This is a genomic window from 'Santalum album' aster yellows phytoplasma (genome assembly GCF_018283495.1).
Lineage (GTDB): Bacteria > Bacillota_I > Bacilli_A > Acholeplasmatales > Acholeplasmataceae > Phytoplasma > Phytoplasma asteris.
Map to the genome: position 1 here is coordinate 84,602 of NZ_JAGVSK010000001.1, position 22,184 is coordinate 106,785.

The 22,184-nt window shown below is 28.5% G+C and carries 21 protein-coding genes, 5 tRNA genes and 1 pseudogene; 6 read left to right on the forward strand and 21 right to left on the reverse strand.

The window, feature by feature from the left end:
* Window positions 1-9: 9 nt before the first annotated feature.
* The 11 genes from fba to KE631_RS00525 form a co-directional block, all read right to left on the reverse strand.
* Complete coding sequence (gene fba, locus KE631_RS00475) at window positions 10-876, reverse strand: class II fructose-1,6-bisphosphate aldolase (protein WP_212508933.1); 867 nt, start codon at window positions 874-876, stop codon at window positions 10-12.
* A gap of 261 nt (window positions 877-1,137) precedes the next feature.
* Window positions 1,138-1,935, reverse strand: a complete 798-nt coding sequence (locus KE631_RS00480; protein WP_212508934.1) for an HAD-IIB family hydrolase — start codon at window positions 1,933-1,935, stop codon at window positions 1,138-1,140.
* Window positions 1,936-2,113: 178 nt separating this feature from the next.
* Entirely contained in the window at window positions 2,114-2,938 is an 825-nt protein-coding gene (gene tpiA, locus KE631_RS00485) for a triose-phosphate isomerase (protein WP_212508935.1), read from the reverse strand.
* A 262-nt stretch (window positions 2,939-3,200) separates the two neighbouring features.
* Complete coding sequence (locus tag KE631_RS00490) at window positions 3,201-4,118, reverse strand: phosphatidate cytidylyltransferase (protein WP_212508936.1); 918 nt, start codon at window positions 4,116-4,118, stop codon at window positions 3,201-3,203.
* A gap of 72 nt (window positions 4,119-4,190) precedes the next feature.
* Window positions 4,191-4,745: a ribosome recycling factor gene (frr, locus tag KE631_RS00495; RefSeq protein WP_212508937.1), complete on the reverse strand. Its 555-nt coding sequence runs from the start codon at window positions 4,743-4,745 to the stop codon at window positions 4,191-4,193.
* Window positions 4,746-4,747: 2 nt separating this feature from the next.
* Entirely contained in the window at window positions 4,748-5,473 is a 726-nt protein-coding gene (gene pyrH / locus KE631_RS00500; protein ID WP_212508938.1) for a UMP kinase, read from the reverse strand.
* A gap of 89 nt (window positions 5,474-5,562) precedes the next feature.
* The gene (gene tsf / locus KE631_RS00505; RefSeq protein WP_212508939.1) at window positions 5,563-6,387 is read right to left on the reverse strand and encodes a translation elongation factor Ts; all 825 of its coding nucleotides are present in this window, start codon (window positions 6,385-6,387) and stop codon (window positions 5,563-5,565) included.
* A 101-nt stretch (window positions 6,388-6,488) separates the two neighbouring features.
* On the reverse strand, window positions 6,489-7,304 hold the full coding sequence (rpsB, locus tag KE631_RS00510; RefSeq protein ID WP_212508940.1) for a 30S ribosomal protein S2: 816 nt from the start codon (window positions 7,302-7,304) through the stop codon (window positions 6,489-6,491).
* Window positions 7,305-7,941: 637 nt separating this feature from the next.
* The gene (gene dut / locus KE631_RS00515; RefSeq protein WP_069028337.1) at window positions 7,942-8,394 is read right to left on the reverse strand and encodes a dUTP diphosphatase; all 453 of its coding nucleotides are present in this window, start codon (window positions 8,392-8,394) and stop codon (window positions 7,942-7,944) included.
* Window positions 8,395-8,577: 183 nt separating this feature from the next.
* Window positions 8,578-9,219, reverse strand: coding sequence for a uracil-DNA glycosylase (locus tag KE631_RS00520; RefSeq protein ID WP_212508941.1), 642 nt, complete (start codon window positions 9,217-9,219; stop codon window positions 8,578-8,580).
* Between the two features lie 81 nt (window positions 9,220-9,300).
* Window positions 9,301-10,074: a S26 family signal peptidase gene (locus KE631_RS00525; RefSeq protein WP_212508942.1), complete on the reverse strand. Its 774-nt coding sequence runs from the start codon at window positions 10,072-10,074 to the stop codon at window positions 9,301-9,303.
* A gap of 278 nt (window positions 10,075-10,352) precedes the next feature.
* On the opposite strand from KE631_RS00525, the gene KE631_RS00530 reads away from it, so the two are divergent.
* Entirely contained in the window at window positions 10,353-11,078 is a 726-nt protein-coding gene (locus tag KE631_RS00530; protein WP_212508943.1) for a DUF2963 domain-containing protein, read from the forward strand.
* Here KE631_RS00530 and KE631_RS00535 read toward each other — a convergent pair.
* The 9 genes from KE631_RS00535 to trhA form a co-directional block, all read right to left on the reverse strand.
* Window positions 11,075-11,215, reverse strand: coding sequence for a hypothetical protein (locus KE631_RS00535; RefSeq protein WP_212508944.1), 141 nt, complete (start codon window positions 11,213-11,215; stop codon window positions 11,075-11,077). The two genes, KE631_RS00530 and KE631_RS00535, sit on opposite strands and share 4 nt — an antisense overlap.
* A gap of 14 nt (window positions 11,216-11,229) precedes the next feature.
* Complete coding sequence (locus KE631_RS00540) at window positions 11,230-11,919, reverse strand: hypothetical protein (RefSeq protein ID WP_249291045.1); 690 nt, start codon at window positions 11,917-11,919, stop codon at window positions 11,230-11,232.
* A gap of 344 nt (window positions 11,920-12,263) precedes the next feature.
* Window positions 12,264-12,338: transfer RNA gene (locus tag KE631_RS00545), tRNA-Trp, on the reverse strand.
* A 20-nt stretch (window positions 12,339-12,358) separates the two neighbouring features.
* Window positions 12,359-12,440: transfer RNA gene (locus KE631_RS00550), tRNA-Leu, on the reverse strand.
* Window positions 12,441-12,490: 50 nt separating this feature from the next.
* Window positions 12,491-12,565: transfer RNA gene (locus tag KE631_RS00555), tRNA-Gln, on the reverse strand.
* Between the two features lie 85 nt (window positions 12,566-12,650).
* Window positions 12,651-12,726, reverse strand: a tRNA-His gene (locus tag KE631_RS00560).
* Window positions 12,727-13,165: 439 nt separating this feature from the next.
* Window positions 13,166-13,253: transfer RNA gene (locus KE631_RS00565), tRNA-Ser, on the reverse strand.
* Between the two features lie 46 nt (window positions 13,254-13,299).
* Complete coding sequence (locus KE631_RS00570; RefSeq protein ID WP_212508945.1) at window positions 13,300-14,532, reverse strand: acetate kinase; 1,233 nt, start codon at window positions 14,530-14,532, stop codon at window positions 13,300-13,302.
* A gap of 238 nt (window positions 14,533-14,770) precedes the next feature.
* On the reverse strand, window positions 14,771-15,463 hold the full coding sequence (gene trhA / locus KE631_RS00575; protein WP_212508946.1) for a PAQR family membrane homeostasis protein TrhA: 693 nt from the start codon (window positions 15,461-15,463) through the stop codon (window positions 14,771-14,773).
* 607 nt (window positions 15,464-16,070) lie between these two features.
* Between trhA and KE631_RS00580 the strand changes: the two genes are divergently transcribed.
* Complete coding sequence (locus KE631_RS00580) at window positions 16,071-16,730, forward strand: hypothetical protein (protein WP_249291047.1); 660 nt, start codon at window positions 16,071-16,073, stop codon at window positions 16,728-16,730.
* A 12-nt stretch (window positions 16,731-16,742) separates the two neighbouring features.
* Here the strand turns inward: KE631_RS00580 and KE631_RS00585 are convergent, their stop codons facing one another.
* A complete protein-coding gene (locus KE631_RS00585) occupies window positions 16,743-16,955 on the reverse strand; it encodes a hypothetical protein (RefSeq protein WP_212508947.1) in 213 nt (70 codons plus the stop codon).
* A 451-nt stretch (window positions 16,956-17,406) separates the two neighbouring features.
* On the opposite strand from KE631_RS00585, the gene KE631_RS00590 reads away from it, so the two are divergent.
* The 4 genes and pseudogenes from KE631_RS00590 to KE631_RS02530 all read left to right on the forward strand — a co-directional run.
* Window positions 17,407-17,676: a hypothetical protein gene (locus KE631_RS00590; protein WP_212508948.1), complete on the forward strand. Its 270-nt coding sequence runs from the start codon at window positions 17,407-17,409 to the stop codon at window positions 17,674-17,676.
* 39 nt (window positions 17,677-17,715) lie between these two features.
* On the forward strand, window positions 17,716-18,120 hold the full coding sequence (locus KE631_RS00595) for a hypothetical protein (protein ID WP_212508949.1): 405 nt from the start codon (window positions 17,716-17,718) through the stop codon (window positions 18,118-18,120).
* A 519-nt stretch (window positions 18,121-18,639) separates the two neighbouring features.
* Window positions 18,640-20,961: an AAA family ATPase gene (locus tag KE631_RS00600; RefSeq protein ID WP_212508950.1), complete on the forward strand. Its 2,322-nt coding sequence runs from the start codon at window positions 18,640-18,642 to the stop codon at window positions 20,959-20,961.
* Between the two features lie 545 nt (window positions 20,962-21,506).
* Window positions 21,507-22,028: pseudogene (locus KE631_RS02530) on the forward strand (AAA family ATPase); the annotation flags it as partial.
* Window positions 22,029-22,184 lie beyond the last annotated feature (156 nt).

The window sequence follows — 22,184 nt, forward strand, 5'->3', positions numbered from 1 at the left end:
ATTCAATAATTAAGCTTTGTTGATTGAGCCAAAAAGAGCTAATTTATGTATCATTAATTCTTTAATAGCTAAAAAGCCGGGATTTAATAACTTACGCGGATCAAAGCCTTTGTCTGTTAAATCTTTTTTTTCTTCAATGTATTGTCTAGTAGCTTGGGCAAAAACTAATTGAAATTCAGTGTTGACGTTGATTTTTACTACTCCCAAAGAAATAGCTTTTTTAATCATGTCTTCAGGAATACCAGTGCCTCCGTGCAGCACTAGGGGCGTTTGTTTGTTGGTAAGTTCTCTAATTTTGGCAAAAACACTAAAATCAAGTCCTGTCCAATTATCAGGATATTTACCGTGCACATTACCAATTCCAGCAGCAAGCATATCAACACCTAAATCAGCAATTTGTTTGCATTCTTGAGGATCTGCAATTTCTCCTTGACCAATAATGCCGTCTTCTTCGCCGCCGATGCCCCCAACTTCTGCTTCTATTAAAAGTCCTTTTTGGTGACATATCTCGGTGATTTCTTTGGTTTTACTTAAATTTTGGGCAAAATCATAATGACTGCCATCAAACATAACAGAAGTGAATCCTGCCTCCATTGCTTGTTTGGCACCTTCATAAGAACCGTGATCTAAATGCAAAATAACAGGGACAGAAACCTTATAAAAGGCGTCTAGTTCTCTTACCATTGCAACGACTGTTTTAAGCCCTCCCATATATTTCGCAGCTCCTTCGGATACTCCTAAAATAACAGGTGATTTTAGTTCTTCGGCAGTTTGTAAAGCAGCTTTGGTCCATTCTAAATTATTAATATTTACTTGAGCTATAGCGTATTCTTGTTGATGCGCTTTTAAAAGAACATTTTTATCGGAAGTTAACATTTAACTTAATCCTTTCTTTGGTTTTAGATTTGCATCTAAATTGTAATTAATGAGGTTTGTTAATTGGCTTTTGGACTAAAAAATAATTTAGGATTCTGGGTAGTTTTGCAAGTATAAGTGCAAAAAACAAAATATATTATTGTTGGTCAAAAGGAATGCAAATTAACAGTTTTAAAATCACAAAACAGAGAAAAAAATATAAAAATTATAAAAGTAAGTAAAAATGCATGCTGTTTTAAAATCAAAATCCAAAAGAAAAAATTAAACTAAATGATGTAGTTTTAAAAAATCATAGAATTTATCATCGTCGATATGAGGAGCTAAAAGATTGCAATTATCTTTTATTTCTTGGCAATTGGTGTTTTCCAATCCGATGCCTACATCAGCTAATTTAAGCATTTCAACATCATTATAGCCGTCCCCTACACAAACTAATTGATGATGGGGGTAAAATTCTTTTAATTTTTTAATACCACAAGTTTTATTCACACTTTGAGGCACCAAATCAACACCACCATTAGTTCTCCAATAATACGCTTGCAAATCTTTCAAATCTTTAAGAAAATTTTGCAATTTTTCTTTGTTGGGTTCGAATAACCACACTTGATAAACATTGTTGTGAAGATGAAATTCAGGGTCCACTACAGATTTTTTATTAGTGCAGTAAAGTTCTCCTAATGAAGGCGGAATTAAGTCTTGTGGGCTTGGTACAATTTCTTGTGTCATTCCTGTAAGACCTATGTGAATTTTGGCTTGATGGGCTTTTGCGATTAGTTCTTTGACTACTTCTTTTTTAAAAGGTCTATCATCAATTACTTTATCAAAATATTTAGTAAGACCGCCGTTAAAAAAGACAAAATGTTTGAAATAAGGTAGCAAATTGCCTAAAACATCTATTCTTTTAATGTTTCTTCCTGTGGCAACTGCTAAAACATTATCAGGGTTTTGGGCTAAAGTTTGGATGGTTTTGATTGTTTGGGGAAAGATTTTTTTATATTTAGAACTTAAAAGGGTGCCATCAATATCAAAAATAAATAAAGATTCTTTTTTTTGTTTCATTTGAAACTCCTATTATCCTATCGTATTTGAGAAACACAAAAAATGATGAAATGCAAAAATGAAAGAAAAAATGCAAAAATGAAATTAGAAAAAAAGGGGATGAATTAATTAATTGTAGCAAATTAAAATAAAAACCTTTGCTAAATGTTTGTCTTATTTTCCTAATTGTAAATTGGAATTAACAGCAAAAAGGACAATCATTTTTTTGAAAAATATCTTTAGTGGAAGCTAAGGCTTGTTTGCTTGCTATTTGAGCAAAAAATAAAAAATCCTCAGTTTGGAGGGAAGATTTTCCTGCTAAAATGCCATCAATAGCGGGTTGTTCTAAAATGGTTTTAATGTTGGTAACAGACACTGAACCGCCATAAATAATTCTCATGGCACAAGATGCTTGGGAAGAATAAATTGCAGTGACTTTGTCTCTGATTTTTTCAATGACTTTGTTAGCATCTTGGGGAGTTGCACTTTTGCCTGTACCAATTGCCCAAACCGGTTCATAAGCGATGATGATGTTTTGTAATGCTTCTTCTGGAACACCTGCAAAAATGTTGGTTAATTGTTGGTCTAAAAACACTTGGGTTTGGTTATTTTCCTTGGTAAGAAGCGATTCGCCCACACAAACAGTAGGAACTAATTTGTGTTTGAGAGCTGATAAAAGTTTTAGATTAACTGTTTGATCGGTTTCTCCAAAAAAAGTTCTTCTTTCGCTGTGTCCTAATAAAACGTTCTTGACACCTAATGAAAGCAAATTTTGTGGTGAAACTTCGCCAGTAAAAGCGCCTTCGGATTCATAAAACATATTTTGGGCCCCTACTTGTAAATTAGTGCCTTGGAGTTGTGCTAAGGAATCCAATAAGGTAAGTTGGGGGAAAATTAAAGTTTGGACTTGGGTTTGGTCAGGAACTTGCAAGCTTACTTTTTGGATGAATTCCAGGGCTTCGTCTTTGCATTTGTACATTTTCCAATTACCTGCAATCACTTTTGTTCTTGGTTTGTAATTCATAAATTACTCCTTTAATATTTTTTTTACAAAAAATAGATGGTGGACAAATTTGAACTAATTTTTTAAATCAATATTTTTGAAATGGAAATTGTTAAAAAGTTTTAAAATATTGAATTTAAATTTGTGATAAAGAGAAAGGAAAAACGCGAAAAGAGTTATTATTTTATATTAACATTTACAAATAAAATTATATCATAACAAGGCAAGGGCAAAAAGATTAAATGTTGAAAAAATATAAATAAATATGGTAGTTTGGATTTGTTTAAAAAGGTAAATTAAAGAGTATGAGAGCAAAAAAAGAACTCAAAAGCCAAGAATCAAACCTATCTAAAAAACCACCATGACCTGGAAGGAAACTTCCAAAGTCTTTGATGCCATAATCTCTTTTAAATTTGGAAGCTAACAAATCGCTAATTTGAGAAATAATAGAAATTAAAAAAGCATAGATGGGGGAACTAATGCAAGAGTTGCAATCAACAAATAAAAAGACCATCAAAACTGTTATAGTAGAACCAAAAGTGCCTAAAATAGCACCTTTTTGAGTTTTTTTAGGACTTAGGTGAAAAGCTAGGGGTCTTGTCCCTAAAAAGGGGCAAAAACGCGGGAAACGTGCTAAAAAAGCAGAAGAATCAGTGAGCATAACTGCTAAAAAAAACAAAAGCAAATAATGCCAATGCAGGAAAAACAAAGAAAAAAGACAAGCCATCAAAAAACCAATATAAAAAGTGATAAGAAAGGTTTTGCTTACATCTTTAGTTTGCAAAAAAGGTAAAAAAACTAGCATTATTAAAACTAACACAAAAGGCAAGAATAAAAGAAGGAAAAAATTTAGGTTCGAGGGAGTTGATTTTGTTAGGGATACAAATGTGTCTTTATTAAGGAATAAAAAGTTTAATTGTTTTGCGTCTTTTATTAAGTTTTGATTTTGACAAATATTTGGATACAAAATCAAACAAACAACTGTAAAAAATAATAAAGTAGAAGTGGCAACTAACCCAAATTTAATAAAGGTCTGTTTTTGGGTATCTTTGGGATGTTTGAGTATAAAAAATATTTCTTGCACTGCTTTTATTGCTAAAAGGGCAAAAACTACAAATTTGATTTCTAAAGGGGCATAATAATAAAAGAAAAAAGAAAATAAAACTAAGGTGGCCCCTGTTATTATTCTCTTTTTTATCATATAAACCTCCATTTTTTTAAAGCGAAAGGTAAAAATTGGGTAAAATTGTTGTATTTGGAAAACGAAATCATTTTAAGCTTTTAATAATTCAGTGTTTTTAGTGGTGGTGTGTTTTTCAATAAGTTTAATGTTTTTATCAGTTAATGTTTGAATTTGATTTAAATAAAAAGTTTCTAAATCTTTAGTAAGTTCCACTTTTTTGATTTTGTCATTGCCTTCGCGACGCACGTTTCTAATAGCTACTTTGGTCTTTTCTGCTAGTTGCTCTACTTCTTTCATTAAAGCTTTTCTTCTCTCTTCGGTTGGTTTGGGGAAAACAAGTCTTACAACTACACCATCAGTTTGAGGAGTGATTCCTAGATTAGATGACAAAAAAACTTTTTTAATATTAGGAATTAAAGTGCTATCGTAAGGTTTGATGTTGAGTTGGTTGCCTTCAGAAACGCTAATAGAGGCTAACGTTTTTAAAAAAGTGGGTGCTCCATAATAATTAACAGTAATTTTATCTAAAATATTAGGATTAGCAGTTCCAGTGCGAATATCGCAAAAGTTTTTTAACATTACTTCTTGGGCTTGAGTCATTTTAGTTTCTAACGACGCAAGAATATCTTTGGCAAGTTGTTGCATATTTATTCTCCTTTTGAACTAATAACAGTACCTATGTTGCCTTCTTTGAGTACAACTTTTTTGATATTACCTTTTTTTAACATATTAAAAATTAAAATATCGATGTTATTTTCTAAACAAAGAGAAGCGGCTGTAATATCCATAACTGCCAGTCTTTGAGATAAGATTTGTTGGTGTTTCATGTGTTTGATTAAAACGGCATCTTGATGTTTTTTGGGATCTTTATTGTAAACACCTTCAATATTATTTTTAGCCATTAAAATAACATCAATGTTTAGTTCAGCAGCTCTTAGGGCAGCAGCAGTGTCGGTGGAAAAGTAAGGAGAACCAGCCCCTGCACCTAAAATAACTACTCTATCTTTTTCCAAATGACGAATAGCTTTACGGCGAATATAGGGTTCGGCTACCGAAGAAACAGGAAAGGCAGTCATCACGCGTGTGATGGTATTTGTTTGTTCTAAGGCATCTTGCAAAGCTAAAGAATTCATGATAGTTCCAAGCATTCCCATATAATCTGCCTGAGAACGATCCATACCCAGTTCTTCACCAGTGCGTCCGCGCCAAAGGTTACCTGCTCCTACAATGATGGCAATTTTGACTCCTAAATCTTTGATTTCTTTGATTTCCCAAGCAATTTTTTTAATGGTGCGAGGGTCAATTCCGTATGAAGATTCGCCTTTAAGGGATTCACCACTTAATTTTAAAAGAATTTTTTTATGCATCCACAAAACCTTTCTTCATAAACATCTGCAACATCTTTAAAAGAGTCTAAATTTGAGTTTGTTAAATAAAGTATGAAATAAAGATTTTTGAATTATTAGTTGCCCATTTCCCAACGCACATAAGAAACTACATCAGTGTTGTTGGCTTTAAGATAATCTTTTACTTTTTGATCTGCATTTTTGACAAAAGGTTGTTCTGATAAACACATGTCTTTTAACATTTTGCCTAAACGATTTTCAACAATTTTTTCTATCATTTGTGCGGGTTTGTCGGATAATTCTTTGGCAGTTTGTTTATGTAAAATCTTTTTTTCTTCTGCTAAAAATGTAGGATCTACTTTGTCAGGAGTTAAAAATTGCGGTTTGGAAGCAGCTATATGCATCGCTATGTCTTCTGATACAGAAGGGCAGTCGTTTTTTAAAACTACCAAAACAGAAATACGTCCGCCTTGGTGTTTGTAAGTTCCAAAAGATTCTTGAGGCTTTTTAGTAACTTTTAAAACACGTTTAAGAGTAATGTTTTCGCCCAAAACTGAGGTTTTTTCTAACAATAATTCTTGAACAGTTTTATTTTGGTAATTAAAGGCTAAAAGGTCTTTGGCGTTAGATAATTGGTTTTTTAAAATAATTTCTCCAAGTACTTTTACTAATTGTTGAAAATGTTCGTTTTTGGAAACAAAATCAGTCTCAGAATTGATTTCATATAAAAAAGCGTTATTGCCAGCAAAAACAATATTAGTTATGCCTTCAGAAGTTGCACGTCCTTGTTTTTGAGCTGCTTTAATGATGCCTTTTTCTCTTAAAAACACGATGGCTTTTTCGATGTTGCCTTCAGTTTGTTGTAAAGCTTTGTGACATTCCTTCATTCCAGCATGCGTTTTTTGACGTAAATCCTTAATCATTTCGGCTGTAATTTTCATTTGTTGCTCCATTCTAAATTTTAATGATTTAATTACTTTTAATTATAAATTGTAAAAATAAAAATTGCGTATTGGTTAGTTAAGGACCAAAAAAAGTTTAATTATATTTGGTTTTGATTTTGATTTTGGTAAGATGGTTTTCTTGGCGAATCTTGGTAAGGACGTTTGTTAGGGGTATTGTAATTTCGAGGTTTTAATGGGTTTTTAGCATCAAAAGTTTCTGCTTTTTCAGCAACGCCACCAGTGCCTTCAACACAAGCATTAGCCATTAACCAAATAATTAATTTCACTCCTCTAATAGCGTCGTCATTAGCAGGAATAATGTAGTCTACTAAATCAGGGTCGCAGTTAGTGTCTACAATTCCAAAAACTTTGATTCCTAATTTGCGCGCTTCGGCAACTGCGATGCTTTCTTTTTCTGGGTCAACAACAAAAATAGCTTGAGGCAAGTCTTTCATGTCTTTGATGCCGCCTAAGAATTTTTCTAATTTGTCTCTTTTACGCTTTAATTGCACTACTTCTTTTTTAGGAAGTTTTTTCCAAAGTCCTTCTTCTTCTTGTTTGTGGAGCAAATGAAGTAATTCGATTCTTTTTAAAATAGTTTTGAAATTAGTTAATGTGCCACCTAACCAACGATGATCCACGTAGTATTGTTGTGAACGTTGCGCTTCTTCTCTAATCGCTGATTGAATTTGTTTTTTAGTGCCTAAAAATAAAGCTTTGCCGCCTGAAGTAATGATGTTTAGCAATTCTTGATAAGCTTTTTCAATTTCTTCTGAGGTTTTTTTCAAGTTGATGATGTGAATGCCATTTCTAGAAGTAAAAATGTAGGGTTTCATTTTGGGATTCCATTTGCGAGTGGCATGACCAAAATATACTCCTGATTCTAATAATTGTTTTATTGTAACTACTGCCATTGTTATTAAAAACTCCTTTTTATTTTAATTGATATTTTTTGAAATATTGTTTTAAATTATGATAAAAAATAAATAAATGATAATTTTGTTTGTGTTTGGGCTTTTGCATTTTAACTATTTAATACATTTTTTAATTGTGAATTGTGTATCAAAATTGATCCAAAATGATGATGCATCATCAAGTTTTTATTTCTATTTGCAAATATTGTGCTAAATTGCTAAATTTTTTAATTGTGTCAAAAATGTTTGAGCAATGCATTTATACATCCCTTATAATTACATAAAAGCTTTTTTGCAAATTTGTTTGGGGAAGGAAAATGGCGTTTTAATAATTATTTGATAATTATAAATTTATAAATCACAAATATAACAATTAAAAAAATAATTAAATAATCAAAATTGACGGGCAAAATGGTTTTCCTAGTAGCAAAAACGGCAACAAACAAACAAATGCATTAAAAACCAAGAACAAAAAACAAACAATAAAATGTTTTTAAAATGTTTTTGAAATGTTTTTGAAATGTTTTTGAAATGTTTTTGAAATAATAAAAATAAAAATAAATAACTTTTTTCCTAACATATTTTACCATATTTAAAACCATTTAACAATGTTTTTGTTGATTTGGATACAATTTTGTTACTTTGTGCTACCAAAACCGCCTTTTCTGGCAAAATTATTTTCTTTTTCTTGGGTAATTTGAAAAAAGGGTTGAAAAATTCCTTGTGCAATTCTTTCGCCTTTACAAACTTGAACTGGGTTTTTAGAAAAATTATACAAGGCAATAAAAATATGACCTTCATTTTGCAAATTATTATAATAATCACTATCGACTACTCCCACGCCGTTGGCAAGGGTTAGTTGTTTTTTCAAGGGCAAAGAAGACCTTACATAAATTAATAAAACTTCGTTCCAAGGAAAAGATGCTTTAATTCCTGTGGGAACCAAAATGACTGTTTGCGGTGGGATTTCCATGCTTTGGGCTGCTTCAAAATCATAACCAGCGCTGAATTTGGTTTGACGTTGGGGAAGGTTGATTCCTTGATTTTGATAACTGCTTACTTTTTCAAAAAAACGGTTTGTTTTATTCATAAAAATGAAACCTTGGCTTTCTTTTGGGGTAGTTAGTAATTTTACTTTTAAATTAATAAATGAAAATCACAAAATAAAAATAATACAAAACGAGAGACAAAAAATAATTCAAAAGGTGGCAAAAATAAAAATTTTCAACAAAATAGGTTTAAATATTATAAAATTAAAAATATTATAAAAAAGTTAAAGATTCCAATCAACAACTTTAATTCCACAAGTTTGTAAATAAGTATTAGCACGAGAAAAAGGTTTAGATCCAAAAAAACCTCTATGAGCGGAAAAAGGGGAAGGATGGGGGCTTTTAATTATGCAATTTTGGGATTGACAAATATATTGTTCGTAGGTTTGAGCAAATTTTCCCCACAAAATATAGACTATATTTGGTTTAGCTTGCAAAGCTTGAAAAATAGTTTTGGTAAATTCTTGCCAACCAATTTGATGGTGACTTAAAGGTTTATCTTTTTCAACAGTCAAAATAGCATTAATCATCAAAACGCCTTCTAGCGCCCATTTAGTTAAATTATTGGTGCGAGCAGTAATTTGTAAATCATTTTGTAATTCTTTAAAAATATTGGATAAACTAGGTGGTTTTTGGAAGGTTTTTACACTAAAAGACAACCCGTGAGCTTGATTTTTGCCATGATAAGGATCTTGCCCCAAAATAACTACTTTTACTTTTTCAAAAGGAGTTAAATTAAAAGCTGCAAAAATATCTTCTTGATTGGGATAAATAATTTTGTGATTGGTTTTTTCTTCTTGCAAAAAAGTAAATATTTTTTTAAAATAAGGTTTAGTTTTTTGATTATTAATGATTTGTTGCCACATTAATTGTTTACCTTTTGGTTTGTTATTGTAAAATTGTTGTATTATTTTGTAATTTGGTGTTATTTGATTGCATTTTTGTAATTATTTGGCTGCTTTTAATTCTTTAATTAAGGAATATAAGAGATACGCCATAATCATTAAATAAACGATTATTAAAAACAAATATAAGGGATTTTCGAATAAAAAAGCAAAGAAAGAACCAATATAAGCAAACAGATCAGAAAAGAAATTTTTGATGGATGGAAAAATATAACGGTCTTTACAAACATATTTGCCTACAATTTTGTTATAAGGAATTTTTTGTTCGTATTTGTGTTGGGTATCATTTGCATCACCCCAAGTGCCAATTAATTCGTTTTTTGAATCATTATAAACGACTCTATGAATAATAAAACGATGTTTTTGGGCTGCTTGTCTTTCTTGTTCAGAAACATTAGGATTATTATAATTAGGGTTTTCAAAAATTACAACATCGCCGTTTTTTGGATGAGTTGTGCCTACTTTATAAGGTTTGGTTGTAGGATTTTTGGTGATTTGTTTCCCATCAACAGCACCGACAGGCATAAGTTTGGAAGCATCCCAAACACCTCTAATAAAAACTAAATCCCCTATTTGTCCTGAATCCTCATTTTTAGGACCTTGTAAAAAAGGTTTCATACTACCAGAAGCCACAGGAAAAGCAGCAATGCCTAGATATTTGGATGAATATTTAGGAAAAAAAGCATTACCCAAAGAAGCAATAAAGAGATAGATTAGAAAAAAATCTAAAATAATAATCATACTTTTTTTTAAAATTAAAAAGATAGATTTGGTTTTTTGACTTTGTGGCGGAGTTTTTGTTTTATTTTTGAACATAAATAATTACTATAATAATCATTGTTTCCTTTTTTATTTATTAACTATGAATTATTTTCAACTATACAAATTAATTATAGCATAGAACAAGATTTTTTTTTGATGAATCAATTATAAGTGCTAAAAAAATATTATTATTATAAAATAAATGTTATAATATTATTGAAAATACCATATAATCTAAAGTATTATAAAAATGCTTAATCTCACAATAAATAAATTAAATGAAAGATAAATTAAATTACATCTAAGAATTCCCCAATAATAAATTAAAAAATATGAAAATTATAAAATTAAGAACTAGGTTCGCAACTATTACAACTACTTTTACATTATTGTTGTTAGTGGTGCTAATTTTTAAATCTTTTGACAATATTGATAATATAATTAGTATTGATAATATAAGCCCAACAAAAAACAAACCTAATCATAATGTGGATGTTATTCAAGAAAAAATCTATAACATGGATGGAAACATTGACCATATTTTGGATTATGATAGCAAAACAAATAAAAAAATTAAACTCACAGCGTTTAATGGTGATGAAAAGTGTGTTTGGTATATCATAGAATATGATTTGCAAACTGCCAATAAAATGAAACATACTGTCTTTGAAAATGACAGAAATATCTTAGATATTAAAGAATACGATCCGCATACGCAAAAATTAATTAAAGAAATAAGTTTTGCAGAAGACAAATCAAATATTTTATATATGTATGAATATGATGCTAAAAGCGGAAATGTTATAAAAGAAACTCACCATAATAGTAAAAATGGCAAAGTAGAATATGTTTTAGAATATGATCCTCAAACCCAAAATAAAATCAAACATACAAAATATTTCCCTAATGGAAATATTGATTATATAAATAAATATGACCCCAAAACAGAAATAAGAATTTGGCGTGTAAAATACAAATATCAAAGCAAAAATGATGATAAAGAGGTTTGTAATTATGATCCTAATAGTGGTGATGTCATAAAAAATAATGGTAATTAGAATTGTTTGAAAAGATGTTGCAAGGAAAAATCAGGTAATCTGTTTGCAGGCAAAATCAAAACTAGTTTAAAAAAGGTAGTTTTTTCATAATGATAAAAAGAAAAAGCATGCAAAAAGGGGCTTTTACATGCTTTCATCCTAATATTTTTATTTAATTTTTTAATTGTTGTTGTTTTTTATGTCCTAAAACTTTATTGATGTGCAAAAAGTCTTCTGGATGAACGTACAAAACTCTATCATCAGAACTGTAATAAGTTTTTTTAGTGTAATCTTGTAAAATTTCGAACTGCATTTCTTCGATGTTATTTAATTTTTCTAAAACTTGTTTTAAAGTTTCTGGGATTTCATCCCAAAAATTCTTTTGTGAGTTAAAAGTTTGGGCATTATTAGGAATGGTATCAGCTTTGGATTGCTGTTGTTTTTCTTCTAATTCTTTAATTTTTTGTTTCATTTCTAATTCAAAGATCTTTTGATTAAAATAAGTTTCAAGCATTTTATGCTTTAATTCTAAAAGATCGGTTTGCGAACGGTTGTTATCTTTTTTGTCCATCATCTCCATTAATTTGAAATTAATTAAACAATTAGAATCAAAGTCTTTGTTATTAATCAAAACATTGGGAATTTGAGGTTGTTCGTTTTTATTGTCGTTGTTTTTGCTCTCTTTAGACGGTTTGGAAGGACTAAAAAAAGCTGCAATACGAAAATTAACAACATAAATGAAAATTAGCGTTTTAATCACTAATTTTACTAAAAGAAATATCAATACAGGGAACAAAACAGCGCCAACAACCAAAATCCAAGGATTATTGGAAACCCAAGTTACCAATTCTTCAAATCTCAAAAAACCAACCTCCTAATAAAAGCGTTTGTAAAAGTTTTATACTTTATTTGTTAGCTTTATAAAAAACTTAAATATAGCTTATATTTATTTTATCATAAAACTTTATATCTACACATTTATTTAATCAAAAAAAGAAACAATTGTCAATGGATTTTGGTGGTTTTTTGAGATAAAGTTATTTTTTTGGGTAGTTTGAAAAAGATAAATAAGGTTTTTTTAGATTTTAAGAGCAAAAATGATTAAAAAATGCGTTTTAAAATATCTTAATAAAGCAAAAAAATGATTGTCAAAAAAATTAATTGTTTTTTTATTTTATTAAAATATTTTTATTGGGGTAATTTTTTTGGCAGGGATATCAGGATTCGAACCCGAACGAGCGGTTTTGGAGACCGTTATGCTACCATTGACATCATATCCCTTCATTTACAAGTAGGTTGCATGGTACGGGTGACAGGATTTGAACCTGCACGCCTAAGCGCTAGATCCTAAGTCTAGTGCGTCTTCCATTCCGCCACACCCGCGTTTAACTTTGTTATTTTCGTTCGTTAATCACTCATAAACACTTATAAAATGGCAGACCCAGCTGGATTTGAACCAACGAATCACGGAGTCAAAGTCCGTTGCCTTACCACTTGGCTATGGGCCTCAATATAACTTTATAATCTGGATATTTTATTATTAAATAATGTTTATAATAATTTTTGTATTTTTATATTTTGTAAAATATATTCTGGGGCGGCTAGTGGGAATCGAACCCACGCATATCGGCGCCACAAGCCGCCGCGTTAACCACTTCGCCATAACCGCCAAATAATTTTAATAATTAAAATTCCATAACATAGAATATTATACCTTGATTTTGTTAATTTGTAAAGTAAAAAAGTTAGGTGGGTTGTTTTTTGAATGATAATTGAGTGTTTTTATAAGTTTTTTGCAGTCAATATTTTTGGTGTCGATGTTTAAAAAAGATTTGAGGGAATAAATTGAGATAAAAAATGTGCATTCCAAAAACCTCAAAAGAAAAAAAGATAAGTATAAAAAGTTCCAAAAACAAATGCAAAAAAAACGCAAAAAACAAATGCAAAAAAAACAAATTACCAAAACATTTCCCAACAACAAGCCCTTAAAAAACAAATTCTTAAAAAACAAGTTCTTAAAAAAATAATATGAGCGACGAAATTATGGAAATTATTTTTATCAAAATGAAACTGACTTTGCAAACTAACAAAAAATAGCTAATTTTAGTTGGCGGAGGAAGAGGGATTCGAACCCTCGCATCTTTTGGATCTACACGCTTTCCAAGCGTGCCTCTTCGGCCACTTGAGTATTCCTCCAAAAAGCCCAAAAACTATAAAAGTGATTGGGTTTGTGATTTAATTATTAGCCGCAACAGCAAAAACATTCTTGCTGATCGTCTTTATCTTGATTAGTTTGATTTTGTTGTAAACGCAAAACATCTTGAGCAATAGCAAGTTCTTCATTGGTAGGAACAACAAAAGCTTTGATTGCAGAATCAAAAGTTGTAATAAGTTCTTGTTTGCCTTGAACTTTGTTTTTTTCTTCGTCTAACTTAATTCCTAAAACTGATAAACGTTTAATAATTTCAGAACGGAAAAAAGAAGAATTTTCGCCAATACCAGCTGTAAATACTAAAGCATCAACTCCTTTTAATAATACGTAATAACTAGCAATATAATCAACTATACGCTTAACTTGGATGTCGTGTGACAAAATGGCTTGCTGGTTGCCTTCTTTAATGCTTGCCAAAATATCACGAGTGTCATTAGAAATACCTGATACTCCTAAATAACCTGATTTTTTATTCAAATCATCGATAACACAAGCAACAGTTTTGTTTTCTTTTTCAGCTATAAATTTCACTACTGCAGGATCAATATTGCCACTACGAGTTCCCATAGGAACCCCTTCTAACGGAGTAAAACCCATAGAAGTATCAACTGATTTACCAGAATCAACTGCACATAAAGAAACGCCGTTGCCAGCATGACAAATAATGATTTTGGCGTTTTTTTTACCCAAAATTTGTTGCATTTGCTCAGTTATGTATTTATAAGATGTACCATGAGCTCCGTATTTTCTAATTTGGTATTTTTGGTACCAGTAATAAGGAGTGGCGTATAAAAAATTAACTGCAGGCATACTTTGATGAAAAGTAGTATCAAAAACAGCTACTTGAAAAACTTGGGGAAGTACTTTTTGAAAAGCTTTAATACTTATGATGTTTGCAGGATTATGTAAGGGAGCTAGGTCGCATAAACTTTCAATTTGAGCAAGAGTTTTTTCAGTTAAAACAGCAGAATCGCTAAATATTTCTCCACCTTGAACTACGCGGTGCCCTATTCCTTCGATTTCTTCCAAAGTATTAATAACTTTTTTTTGAATCAAAGCATCTAGCAATAACTCTACTGCTGTTTGATGATTTAGCACTTCTAATACTTGTTTGGCTTTTGTTTCTTTGGTCTTCATTGTAAAAACAGCCTGATTGCTACCGATTCTTTCAACTAAACCTGAAACAATTACTTCTTGTTGTGGCATTTCTAATAATTGAAATTTTAAAGAAGAACTACCAGAATTTACCGACATAATTTTCATATATTTTTCTCCGTTTTTTGATGTGTAATAATTTATTTGTTGTTTGTATATTAATTTTAATTGTTGTTTGACTTAATTTTTTTGGGTTGAGTTTGGGATTGGGATTTTAATTATTTGTTATTTGATTTATTTTTATTTTTAATTAATAATTTCTTTTAATGAGTGGAATTATTTTTGGGTTTGTAATTATTTGTTTGCAAGTTTGATTTCTTTGTATTGTTGGAAATTTTTCAATTTGTTATTGATTGTTTGGCAAAATTTCAAGCAAACGATATATGCCCCAAGCATGAAAACAAGTTCCTGCCATAACAAAAAGATGCCAAATAAAATGAAAATATTTTTTATTATCTTTAACATAAAAATAGATGCCTAAACTGTAAAAAACACCGCCCAGTAAAACAAAATGAAAAATATTGGCTTTCCACATTGCAGGCACTAACAAAAGCCCACTCCATCCAAGCAAAGCATAAAAGATTAAATGAATGATTTTTCCTTTATTCATCCAAAAAACTTTACATATAATACCTGAAAAAGCCAAAATACATTGGCAAACGAAAAAGCATTGTCCTTTGGAAATTGGCACATTTGATTGAGGAAATAAAGGTTTTTGCAATTCTGGCAAAAGTAACAAAATAGGGGCAAAAGTTCCCCAAATTAATAAATAAATACTAATGTGATCGGTCTTTTGAAAAAAATTATGAGCTTTGGTAAAGGATAAAGAATGATACAAAGTACTCATCAAATAAAGAATAATCATCGATATGCTAAAAACAAGTACAATATAACCGTTAGGATTTGACATTACAGAGGCTTTAAGACAAAAACAAACAAGAATAAAAACTCCTAAAGGAATCATTAAACCATGGGAAATGGCATTGGCAATTTCTTCGCCCAAAGTTTGTTTATCACTTGGTTTAGTAGCCCATTTCACAATAAAACTCCCTTCTTGCTTGGAATATGTAGCAATTACTGAGATTATAAAAAGTTTAGAAATTAAATAAGTTATAAGGAAAATAAGGAAACATTTAAAAATAATAATTAACTTTATTAAATAATTTATAAATTAGATTAAGTTGTAATAAAAACTAATTCTTATATATTTTACCACATAAAAGTAGTTGCTAAACTAAATTTGTAAATTGACAAAAGATAAAATATGAATTTTTCAACATTTCCAAATATAATAATGTATAGTCAGTCAATAATAGTATAATATTTAAGGAAACTAGTTTTCCATAGAAAGGATTTTGTTATTTTTCATGAAATCTATTCAAACTAAATACTACAAGTATTTAATAATTATCACATTTATTATCGCACTAATAATTTTGTTATCTGCAATTATTTTTATTAAATAAAAAAATAAATCTGTTCCTAATGCAAAATTAACCCACATCCTTCCTGAAATCAAACCCGATACCAAGACAAACATTATTGAACATTATTTAGGTCTCAATCCTAATTTAGAAAATTTAAAAACCGAATTTAGAAAAATAAACCCTGATTGGAACCAAGAAGTTTTTGCTTATAATTATCATATGCTTTCTAAAAGTAATGCAAATCAAAAAATTACTGATGCTATCCAACACAAAATTTTTGCTATTTTTTTAAACTTTAATGATGAAAAAATGAAATCATACCAAACCCAAAATAATCTTTTAGATGCCTTAAATCAAAATCAAAACAATAAAATGCATATTTTTTGGAAAAAAGAAAAACCAAATACCGAACTTATATTAGTTTTAAAAGACCAATTATTGCATAACACAAATAAATGGCAACAAACAGCAACAAATATTTGGGATAAAATACAAACCTATATTAATAATGATATAGATCAAATATTAAAAAATCAACTAAGCTTGCTTGAAAAAAATAAAATTATAATTGATATGAATGCAGGCAAACTCAAAATCACAGACATTAAAGATTTTATAAAACAAAATTTGATGGCTAATGCAAATGCCAAACTTGAATCTAATCCAGAACAAAATATTTTAATAAAACAATTAAGAAAACAATCTTTTAATTTAATGGAGTTAAGAAACAAATTCCAAACTCTCCAAAAAATAATTCAAAAAATAGCTCAAAATGGTAATATAACTACCATATTTCAAAAAGATATGCAAGAATTAGAAAATCTTATAAAAACAACTATATTAGAAATTATAAATGAATCTGATAAATTAAATATATAATTTGGTAAATGACTAATTATTTTTCAAATCCATTTTTTTCCTCAATTCTTCCAAAACTTGTTCTACAATAACTTTCACTTGAGGATTGACAAAAAGAATCTGATTTTTAACTTCAAAATGAGTTTTTTTACTACAATTTTTCAAAATCACAATTTTTAATTTATCAATATTAACTTTTTTCAACATTCTTCTAATTTTTTGTTCTTTAGCTTGTCTTTTTAACATGAATATCGCCTTTTCGTTTTATTTTTATTAATAAATTATTTTTAGTTCATCAAATAAAATAATATAAGTTAGTTTTTAATGCCGTTTTTGCATTTCAGCTTTTATTTTAATCTTTTAGACATAAATTTTGGCTTGATTTTATCTTTACCATATTTGGTTTTCTTTTTTACCTTTATAAAGATATTATACAACTTTTAAAATAACTTTTTTGTATTTTGTCATTATTGTCATTATTTTTTAATATATTTCATCATTTCATTATTCCTATCATTTAAATTATTCCTATTTTGGATATATTTAAATATTTTTAATCACAAAGGAGCCAAACTTCATTAATCATTTTCAAAATCAAAAAAAACTACTATTTTACCACAAAAACCCCCAATTCAAATTATTTTGTATTTTTTGCATTTCTATAACATCAATAACATTATTAATTGGGTTAGTTTATTTGCAATTTAGAAATCAAAGACTAAATCATAAAATTGCAAGCAAAACAGTAGCTATTAGCACACCTCAAATCCAAACTCTCAAAAACTATAAAAAAACTCACCCAAACAAAATCAAGGAAAAAACGTGGGATAAAACTTTAAATAAGGAAATAGAATTTGTATCTATAATCCACAAACCTACTTTAATGACTCACAACAAATACATTTTTGATGGCATTAACGGATTTAGATATTATCAAAAGAATTATTACGTATGCAAAATATTTTAACCCAAGAGCTCAAAAAACCAACTATTACAAATTTATGAGGTGTTCCAAAACTTTACTCAAATCCAAAAAGAACTTGATTTGCTTCAAAAAAGAAATAACCATTTTCAAGAACCTTTAGATTCGCACTGGATTAAATTATTGCAAAATCCTTTTAATAAATGGCAAAGCCAAACTTTAAATAAGATAGATATTTTTGATCAAACCCAAATAAGACAAGATAACAATACTATTTTTAACCAAAATATGGTAATTACCTTAGATAAAATAAATAAGATTATAATTATGGAATATAACGGTCCTCAAAAATTATTAATTCAAGACAAAGAGAATTTTTTAGGTAATTTAATATTAAACATTTGCCAAAACCAATTTAACTGCAAAGAAAAGTTTAATTTATACTTTAATCCTGTAAGAAAAACTTTATCTATTTATAACAACAAATAAATTGCCATAATAAACGCCCATAATTGTTCTAAAACTTTCAAAAAATCAAATATTTGCTACATTAAATAAGATCAACTCTAAAAAGTTGGTCTTTTTTTTATATACAAAATTGCAAGGAAAACACTCATGATCTACAGATTAGTGAGCAAAAAACTTGTTTTTTTTTTTTTTGTGATAAAATGATATTAATAGCAATATTTTATTTTTTTAAAATAATGTTGCAAAATTTAAAAAAGGGAATAAAATGATGTAGAAAAAATGCATTCCAAATAACAATTATTTTTCATTTCAATATTTAACTTTTTTGTTTTTTTAAAATATATTTCTAAGATGCTTTAAAAATGATTCTTCTTTAAGAACTTTCGAGAATCATTAGAATCATTAAATAGCATCATAACAAAATTAATTTTTACACATCAATCATTATTTTTTATTTTTTTAAAAAAAGAATAATTTTTAAATTTTAATTATTTTTTAAATCACAACAATAATAACAATAGAAAGGCATATAGTACCCAAATGAATAATTTAGACAAAAACTTCGAGAACTATTTCAAATTATCTAAATTATCTAAAATTTGTTTTTTAATTTTTTTAGGGTTTTTAGTTTTGGGATCAAATTATAATACAGCCAAAGCTGACAAAGAACAATTAGAAGCAATTTTAGGTGAATGGCAAGAAATCTACAACAAAAAAAATAGTAATATGATCGAAGCCATCAAAAAAGAAAACAACATTATTTTAAAAATTAAAAAGCAAGCTTTAATGGTTGATAATAATAAAAAACTTCTTTCAAGAGCACTTAACACAAATGGAATAATTAATTGGAAACATACTGATACTTATGATATAACTTATGATAATAAGGGTAACGTATTATCTAAAAGAAAGTTTTTACAAGGACATACAGAAAAAAACCCCAACATTAATTGGCACCATAATGATACTTATGATATAACTTATGATACCAACGGAAATCAAATAGCAAAAAGACATTACAAATTAGAAAGTAAGCAAGATAATAAAGTAGTTGATTGGCAACATCGTTATACTTGGGATAAAAATGATTTAAAAAAAGCATTACAAAACAGATTCATAGATAGCTTAAATAAAAAAATACATTCGGAGAAAAACCCTATAATTGACCAAAACACAAACACAAATCCTAATGACAACAATACTACAAAAAGCAATTTATTTCCTCTCCAAAATGAAGTAAAAAAATTAGATCAAATATTAAAAGATCTAGATAGCCTTAATTTAAAATTATTAGATTTTAATAGACATTCTTATGATCTACAAAAACGCTTTGAACAAATTAGCGAACAATTTGTCCTAAATGTTCAAAACAAAGATACTAATTTATCATTATATAACCAATACTCAAATTTAAAACAAGATATAACTGTTTTTTTAGAACAAAATTTTTATCTTTTAGAAACTAAAATTACTAATCTAAATAAGGAAAAAATAGGATCATTAGATAAGTTAGTACAGCGCATATTTATAAAACAAGAAGAAATCCAAACTAATTATCAAAATAAATATTCTCAATTATCACAAGAAGATAAGAATAATTTACAAAACCGCTGGAATCTAGAAACAATTAATAAAGAACTTGATTTTAAAGCTTTATTAAAACATTTATTTAAATTTGATAATAAAATACAAATTAAAAAAAAATACAACGAACAAATACAAACCACAAATACTACCTTATCTCAAACAGATGAAAATAAAATAAAATTATTAGAACAAGTATTTCTAAAAGATAATTTAGCTACACTACACAAAGAAATGAAAAATTTAAATAACGAATTGAATTCCATTATCACAGATTCTATTCCACTTTATTTTAAAGATTTTATTTCTTTACAAGATGACACTAAAGAATTTTTATCCAATGTTAAAGGAGCTAAAGAAACTAAAAAAGAACTTAAAGAATTATTCCATTTTTTTAAAAATCCTAGACAATACCAAGATATGGGAATTAAAGTTCCTAAAGGTTATTTATTCTACGGTCCACCTGGAACCGGAAAAACTTTTTTAACTAAAGAATTATCTAAAGAAGCAGGAGTAAAATTCTTATATAGGAGTGGTTCTGAATTCCAAAAAGACCAATATGTAGGAACAGGTGTAAATGAAGTAATGGAATTATTCCAAGAAGCAAAAGAATCTAACCAACCATGTATTATTTTTATTGATGAAATAGATGCAGTAGGAGCCAAAAGGTCAAATAACGATGAGGTTTATAATAAAACCCTTAATCAATTATTAACAGAACTAGTTGGTTTTAATTCCAAAGATAGAGACCCTTCTAAACCAATTGTAGTTATTGGAGCAACTAACCGCCCTGATATACTAGATAAAGCTTTGTTAAGACCTGAAAGATTAGAAAGGAAACTTAAATTAGATTTGCCTAAAACTGAAGAGATAGAAGAATTTTTAGACTTTTTTGTCAAAGATCAAGAATTACACAATGATATAAAAGATCAAAATGGCAAACTAAAACCCCAAATTTTAAAAGATTTAAGTCAAAAATGTTATGATAATAAATTCAGCCCTGCTCAATTAAAAGCTTTAGTTTCTGAAAGTGCTTTAGCAGCTATGAGACAAAATCATTCCTATTTAACTGCTGATAATCTAGAACAAGGTTTTCAAAGAGTTTTACAAGATGCCAATAAAAATCAACTTTTACCAACCAAAACTAATCCTGCATTTAATTTAAGTTTATTAATCAAAGTGTCATGTGCTTTGGTAGCATTTACAATAGTTATGTTTGTTTTAATATATTATTTTAAAAAATACTTGAAAAACAAAAGATTACGAGGCTTTTTATGAATAAAATAATAAATAAAATCATTAAATGGAGTTGTATTACTGTCATTTTAGCATTAGTTTTATTTTTATCAATTAAAGAAATTAATCACCAATGGTTTAATAACGACAATAAAAAAGAATATATGCCATTTGTTTTAATTGACAAAGTGACTAAAGATAATTACGAAGATATCGAAAAAATTAAAATTATTAATTTAGAACATAGTTCCTTTAAACAAAGTACTATTCATAAAATAGAAGTCTATTATAAAAATAAAGATGTTGCTTATGCTTATATGGATGATATTATGTATCGCACTTTGCAAGATAAATTACTAGAAGAAAGTAAAAAAATCTATAAAGAACACGGCGAAGAAGTTTTTGAAAATAAAAAACCTAAAAATCATTTAATGACTAATTCCCAAGAATATTTAATCAATGGTTTATCTAATACTTTTGGTATTTTAAGTATTTTTTCATCAGCTTTATGGATGTTTTATATTTTTAATAATTTCTTATCACAAAAAAGAGCTGATTCTAAAAACAACAAAACTTCCTCTATGAAACAAAAAAGAAAATTAACTTTCCAAGACGTTGCAGGAAACCAAGAACCTAAAGAAGAAATGAAAGAATTAGTTGATTTCTTAAAAAATCCTAAAAAATATATCACTTTAGGAGCAAGAATTCCTAAAGGAGTTTTATTAGAAGGTCCTCCGGGAACAGGAAAAACCTTACTTGCAAAAGCTCTTGCAGGAGAAGCAGGAGTGCCATTTTATTCAGCATCTGGATCCGAATTTGTTGAAATGTATGTTGGACTTGGAGCTGCACGTGTAAGAAAATTATTTAAAGAAGCACAAAATAATGCTCCTTGTATCGTTTTTATCGATGAAATAGATGCTTTAGGAGGAAAAAGAAGTAATTCAGGAGAAGGAGGAAATTCCGAAAAAGACCAAACACTTAACCAATTACTTACTGAAATGGACGATTTTAACCAAAATAGAGGAGTAATTGTAGTAGCTGCAACTAATAGATCTGATACTCTAGAACCTGCTTTGCTTCGCCCTGGACGTTTTGATAGAACTGCGGTGTTTCGTTTTTTTATACAACTTTTGGTTTAAAAATTACTCTTTAAGACTTAAAATTAAATAGATAATTTTATATCTTTTCAAATTAACAAATAATTTCATTACACTTAAAAAATGTCTAATGTTTTTTTATAATTTGCTAGTTTCAAAAGATATTTA